This is a genomic window from Microbacterium sp., from assembly GCF_036277215.1.
GTDB lineage: Bacteria > Actinomycetota > Actinomycetes > Actinomycetales > Microbacteriaceae > Microbacterium.
The window spans coordinates 1-4,708 of sequence record NZ_DASUNI010000248.1 but is presented as its reverse complement, the minus strand read 5'-3'; the positions used below and the strand labels follow the sequence as shown (position 1 = coordinate 4,708).

Genomic DNA, 4,708 nt, shown 5'->3' with positions numbered 1-4,708 from the left:
CAGCATGGTCTGGAGGCCCGCACCCCAGGCATAGCCGACGACGGCCCGACCCGGGTGGATCTCGGCCGCGAGTTCGAGCAGCTCGCGCGGATCGACCGGGATGTCGTCGGAGGACCAGGTGTTGGAGAGCCCTACGACCTTCCCTGCGTCGTGGAGGATCGCCCCTCCCGCAAGTTCATCGCCATCGTGGCGGGCCAGGACCGTGAACCGGGGATGCGCCCACAGGTCGAACGGCAGCCCGCCCACCGTGTCGTGGTGCTGGTTCCAGGCACCCATCAGGTCGGAGTCGAGGACGTGGTTCCACTTGAGGGGTGGCGCGGTGGCGGCGAGGCCCCGGTGGTGGAGCCATGTCGCCGCGAGCAGCAGGTCGAACCCCGGTCATGTTCTGCTCAGCATGATGACCTCGAGCCGCGATCGGTCCCGATCCCAACACGCGTTCGTGGTTGTTTTGACTGGGCACCGACGGCGCGCTCGAACGCGTTGCGGGCCCAACGAGGGAGCGGATCGTCTTGCCGACACGAGGCCAGCAGGAGCGCTAGGTCCAGGAACAGATCATCGAGATGCGGGGACGCCGTGTCGGCACCGACTCGCGGCGGTTAGACGCAGGTCGAGGTCGGCGCGACCGTGGACAGGGGGCCGGGCCGGGGATGCTGCGGGACACTACGGCACGTGGAGCTGTCGGTAGGCCTCTCGCCGCGGATGAATGGGCCGCCGCCCGCGCATTGCTCCATCGGGCCTTCGTCAACGAGCCGTTCACCATCGAGATGTACGGCCAACCGCTCCTTAGTCGCTGGGGCGGGTCCTGGGACCTTTACTCGTCGGTGCGGAGTGAGGAGTCCACGATCGCCCTGGGAGCCCGGGTGGGCGAGGTGCTCGCTGGCGTGGTGATGGGAAGCACCCCGGGGCGATGCCGTCTGTGTCAGTTGCTGGGGCGCGAGCCACGGCCCGACAGTCATCAGCTCGCCATCGACTGGAAGTTCCACCAGAACATTGCCCAGGTACATGCGCTGCTCGGTAGGCACGCGTGGATGGAGAAGGCGGCAGTTGAGCCGGCGCTCCACAGTTTCGGCATAGGGACGTCGGCTGCTTGAGTCAGTTGCGGCGGGCTTGTTGGCGGAGGACTCAGCGAAGCCGGTCCTTGAGTGCGCGCCTGACCGGGTCCGCTTCTACACGGCGTTGGGAACGAGATCTTCTGCATTGTCGCCGATCCCGCCGGTCCTGGTGCGTACCTGATGGAACGGATCCGCTGAGCCGACTCGCGGCGTCGAAGGGGGTTTGCCGTCAGCAATCGGAAGCGCCCATCGATGGACATGTGGCCACGCCGGTGGCCGGTTCCAGCCGTCAGGACGCGTGACAGCGCCTGGGACGTAGGGCACCGCCCCGAGCCGTCAGGCCCGGGGCGGCGCTGGTGTCACTCAGAGTGAGTGGTGTCAGTTTCCGGAGATGATGCCTGGAAGCGCTGCTTCGAACAGTCCGACGAAGGTCTCCGCGGGGAGGACGTAGCTGCGTGGTTTGGCGGCCGCTGCCAGGTCTGCACCCCAGTCCGCGGCGCGCTGGCGCTGCAGCGGGGTCCCGTGGTGCCCAGGGTCATCGAAGTAGCAGTCGCCGACGGTGTAGAAGCTCAGCAGGGCGTCGGCGACCCGCTTGCTGTTCAGGGCCAGGCCCTTCTTGTGGGTGGCGAAGTAGGAAGCCATCGCATCGGCCATGAGCTCGGTGCGGCGGGTGGCCTCGGCCGGGTCGGTCGGGCCGGTGTCGAAGACGCCGAGCTCGAACTGGACGTGGTGGGCGAACTCGTGCGCCATGATCACGCGCACGCCGACATCGCCGAGGCCGATGGCGTCGTAGAACTCGATGATGCCGTCACCCATCACGAGCTTGTCGGGCAGCGCCGCAATGAAGGGGTCACTCTCACCCTCGCCGCTGAACGCGAAGGCGTTGAGCGTCCACAACGGGTTGTCGTAGAAGTCGCCCTGCTCCTGCATGAAAGTGGCGACCTCCTCGGCCTCCGCCTCGATCTCGGCGGGCGTCATCGGCTCCGTCACGCCGGTCGCCACCATCGCGGTCAGGGTTGCTGCGATGCGGTCGGCGTCGAGCAGCACGTCACCGTGCATGGCCATCAGTTGGATGTCGGAGGAGTCGATGTCCCAGAACCGCTGGAGGTCGCGGAACGTGTTGGTGATTTGCCGGGCGTGGGACTCCAAGGCGTAGTCGGGGTCGCCCTGTGTGCCGAAGAACAGGGCGTCGTACGTCGGGACGCTGAGCAGCGTGTTCTGGTGCTCGATCAGGAACAGGAGCTGCTCCAGGGTCATCGCCCCGATCAGCTGGTCGACGTAGTCGCCGAGCAGGGTGGTCGCGCACTCGCTGGGCGCCACCGCTTGCGCGACCGCTGCTTGCGCCGGGATCTCGACGAGGTGCCGCTGGGTGGCCGCCGGTGTCGGGGTAGCCGCGGTAGCGGCCGTGCTCAATCCTGCGAGAGGAAGGAACGTCGCGGCGACGAGCGCCACGATCACTCGGGTTGGTTTGATCACGCGCTTCTCCTTTGTGGGGACCTAGGCGTGTGGACCAGGTCGTTCAAACTGCCACGCTAAGCGGCGTCGCACCGGTTGACGAGACCTCTCACCCAGAAAGGGGGATAGGTCAGGCGCCACTTACCGGATCGGCTTGCGCAGCCACGGCGACAGGAACCAGCGGCGCACGCGCATCGACAGCTGAGTGCGTCCGTCACGCGGTGGTTGGATGCAGCCAGCGAGGGCGCTTCAAGCGCACCCTTCTGCCGAGGTGCGGACGCGCACCGACTCATTCTGTGCGCGTGGACTTGTGGTCGTACCTCCGTGCGCAGTCATCCCGAGGAACGTCTGCTCGGCCGGCCGGCCAACTCGGTCTGACCGCGGAGGGGGATGGGAGTACGGCGTCGGGCTATTGGGTCGATGACGAGTCACGGTGGAGGCGATCACGCTCGTAGGGCGGGCGCCCGACCTCTTCTGACTCGTGGTCGGCGGATTAGCATGAGCCGCGTCACCTCGAGGAGCGACCATCCGATGAGCGATCCCGTGTATGTCCATATCGGACTGGGCAAGACCGGCACCACGACCATCCAGAGGGCGCTGCACGAGTGTCGTGAACCGCTGCTCAGTCACGGGATCGACGTGGCGGGGCAATCGCGCCGAGACACCCGTCGTGCCGTCTACGACCTCATGGGCCGGCGCATTGGCCACGGGGACAACGCTGGAGTGGCCGGGGCCTTTGAGCCTTGGGCGGCCGGGATCGCGACCTCGCGCACCAAGACCGTCGTGTGCTCGGAAGAGATGCTGGCGCTCGCCCGGCCCGGCCATGTCAGGCGCTTGGTGAGCGCAGTTGCGCCGCGCCGACTCGTCGTGGTCGTCACCGTGCGGGAACTTGGCTCGGTGCTCATCTCGTCCTGGCAACAAAGCGTGATGACGGGACGTACCGAGACGCTCGAGCAGTTCCTGGCAGCAGTGCGAGATCCCGCGGGGGAGCCAGCATCTGTGGGTGTGGCGTTCTGGTTGCGCGAGGACCTCTCACGCGTCCTGGATGCGTGGGGACGCCGCGTGTCAGTAGCAGACTTTCGCATCGTCGTGGTGCCACGGTGGGGCGATCCCTGGCCCCTGGAGGACCGCTTCGGCTCGGTGATCGGTGCGCCGGACGGGTTGCTGCGCCTTCCTCGACGGGCGAATGCTTCGCCCGGCGGGGCTGAAGTCGAAGTCGTGAGACGGCTTAACGCTCAGGTGGGCCTCAAAGAGAATCACCGCCTCTACCTCACGGGGGTTCTACGGTCCGCATTCGAGGACCGGCCGATGAAGCCGGTGCGACTGCCGCCCACCGAACGCTCATGGGTTGACGAGCGCACTCAGACGTGGCGCTGTTTGATCCGCGACCGTGGCTACCCGCTTGTTGGCTCGCTCGACGAACTGACGCCACGGGGCGACCAAGACGGCCATCCAAGGGTGGAGGGAGTGGCGGACGCCACCGTGGCGGACGCCGCTATCACCGCACTCGCGGCTCTCAGCCGCGACCATGGGCGATTGTGGGCGAAGTTCAGGACGCACGAGGAGCCGGTTCAGGCGGGCAGGTGGGGGCTGGCGTCCGGCTTGCGAATGTTGAAGTTTCGCGCAAAGACGGCGGCGCTCGGGCATGCCGATCGCAACCGTTTGTTCGCGTGGGGCGCCCGCGCCTACCTGAAGGGCACCTGGCGCCACTGACGTGGCCCCGCTTGCCGCCACTCGAGCCGCGCCGCGAGTGACCGTGCTTTCCCGAGGGGACCCAAGAAGGGCGACGCTCTCTACGGGGACGGCTCGGACAGCCAGGGTGGGGCGGCGGGAGTTGTTCGTACTCGGCGCGAGTTTCGCCGATCGCACAGACCACCTGCCCTCCCGCACTCGTGCTGCTGATCGGTCGTCTCGCATGGTGCATCAATCTGGGCGGTGTGACGCGGCCAGAGTCCATGGGCCCCCGGCAGATCACTTGTTGCACGTGGCGCACGAACGGCACCCATACCTGGTCTGACCTGCGCGAACGATCCGACTGAAAATCGGAAGGTCGGCGGTTCGACCCCGCCCCTGGTCACCGCCACCACTTACCTGTGGCCTGCAGCCTTGTCCTGTCCGGCGTGCCTCGCGTAGCGCTCACTCGTTCCGACCGGAATTCGACGCTCACGGCGTCCGCGATGGACGCGGGCCATCTGATCAGA

General features: G+C 67.1%; 3 protein-coding genes. 1 reads left to right on the top strand and 2 read right to left on the bottom strand.

What is annotated here, in order from left to right; all coding sequences use genetic code 11:
• On the bottom strand, window positions 1–276 hold a 276-nt coding region (locus tag VFX99_RS12425), incomplete at its 3' end, for a hypothetical protein (protein ID WP_329666605.1).
• Between the two features lie 1,154 nt (window positions 277–1,430).
• Entirely contained in the window at window positions 1,431–2,528 is a 1,098-nt protein-coding gene (locus VFX99_RS12420) for a hypothetical protein (protein WP_329666604.1), read from the bottom strand.
• A gap of 477 nt (window positions 2,529–3,005) precedes the next feature.
• Here VFX99_RS12420 and VFX99_RS12415 point away from each other — a divergent pair, with 477 nt between their 5' ends.
• Complete coding sequence (locus tag VFX99_RS12415; protein WP_329666603.1) at window positions 3,006–4,220, top strand: hypothetical protein; 1,215 nt, start codon at window positions 3,006–3,008, stop codon at window positions 4,218–4,220.
• Window positions 4,221–4,708 lie beyond the last annotated feature (488 nt).

Bases quoted from the DNA above. Each gene is read 5' to 3' on its own strand.
- VFX99_RS12415 (WP_329666603.1), top strand. From the start codon at position 3,006: ATGAGCCGCGTCACCTCGAGGAGCGACCATCCGATGAGCGATCCCGTG.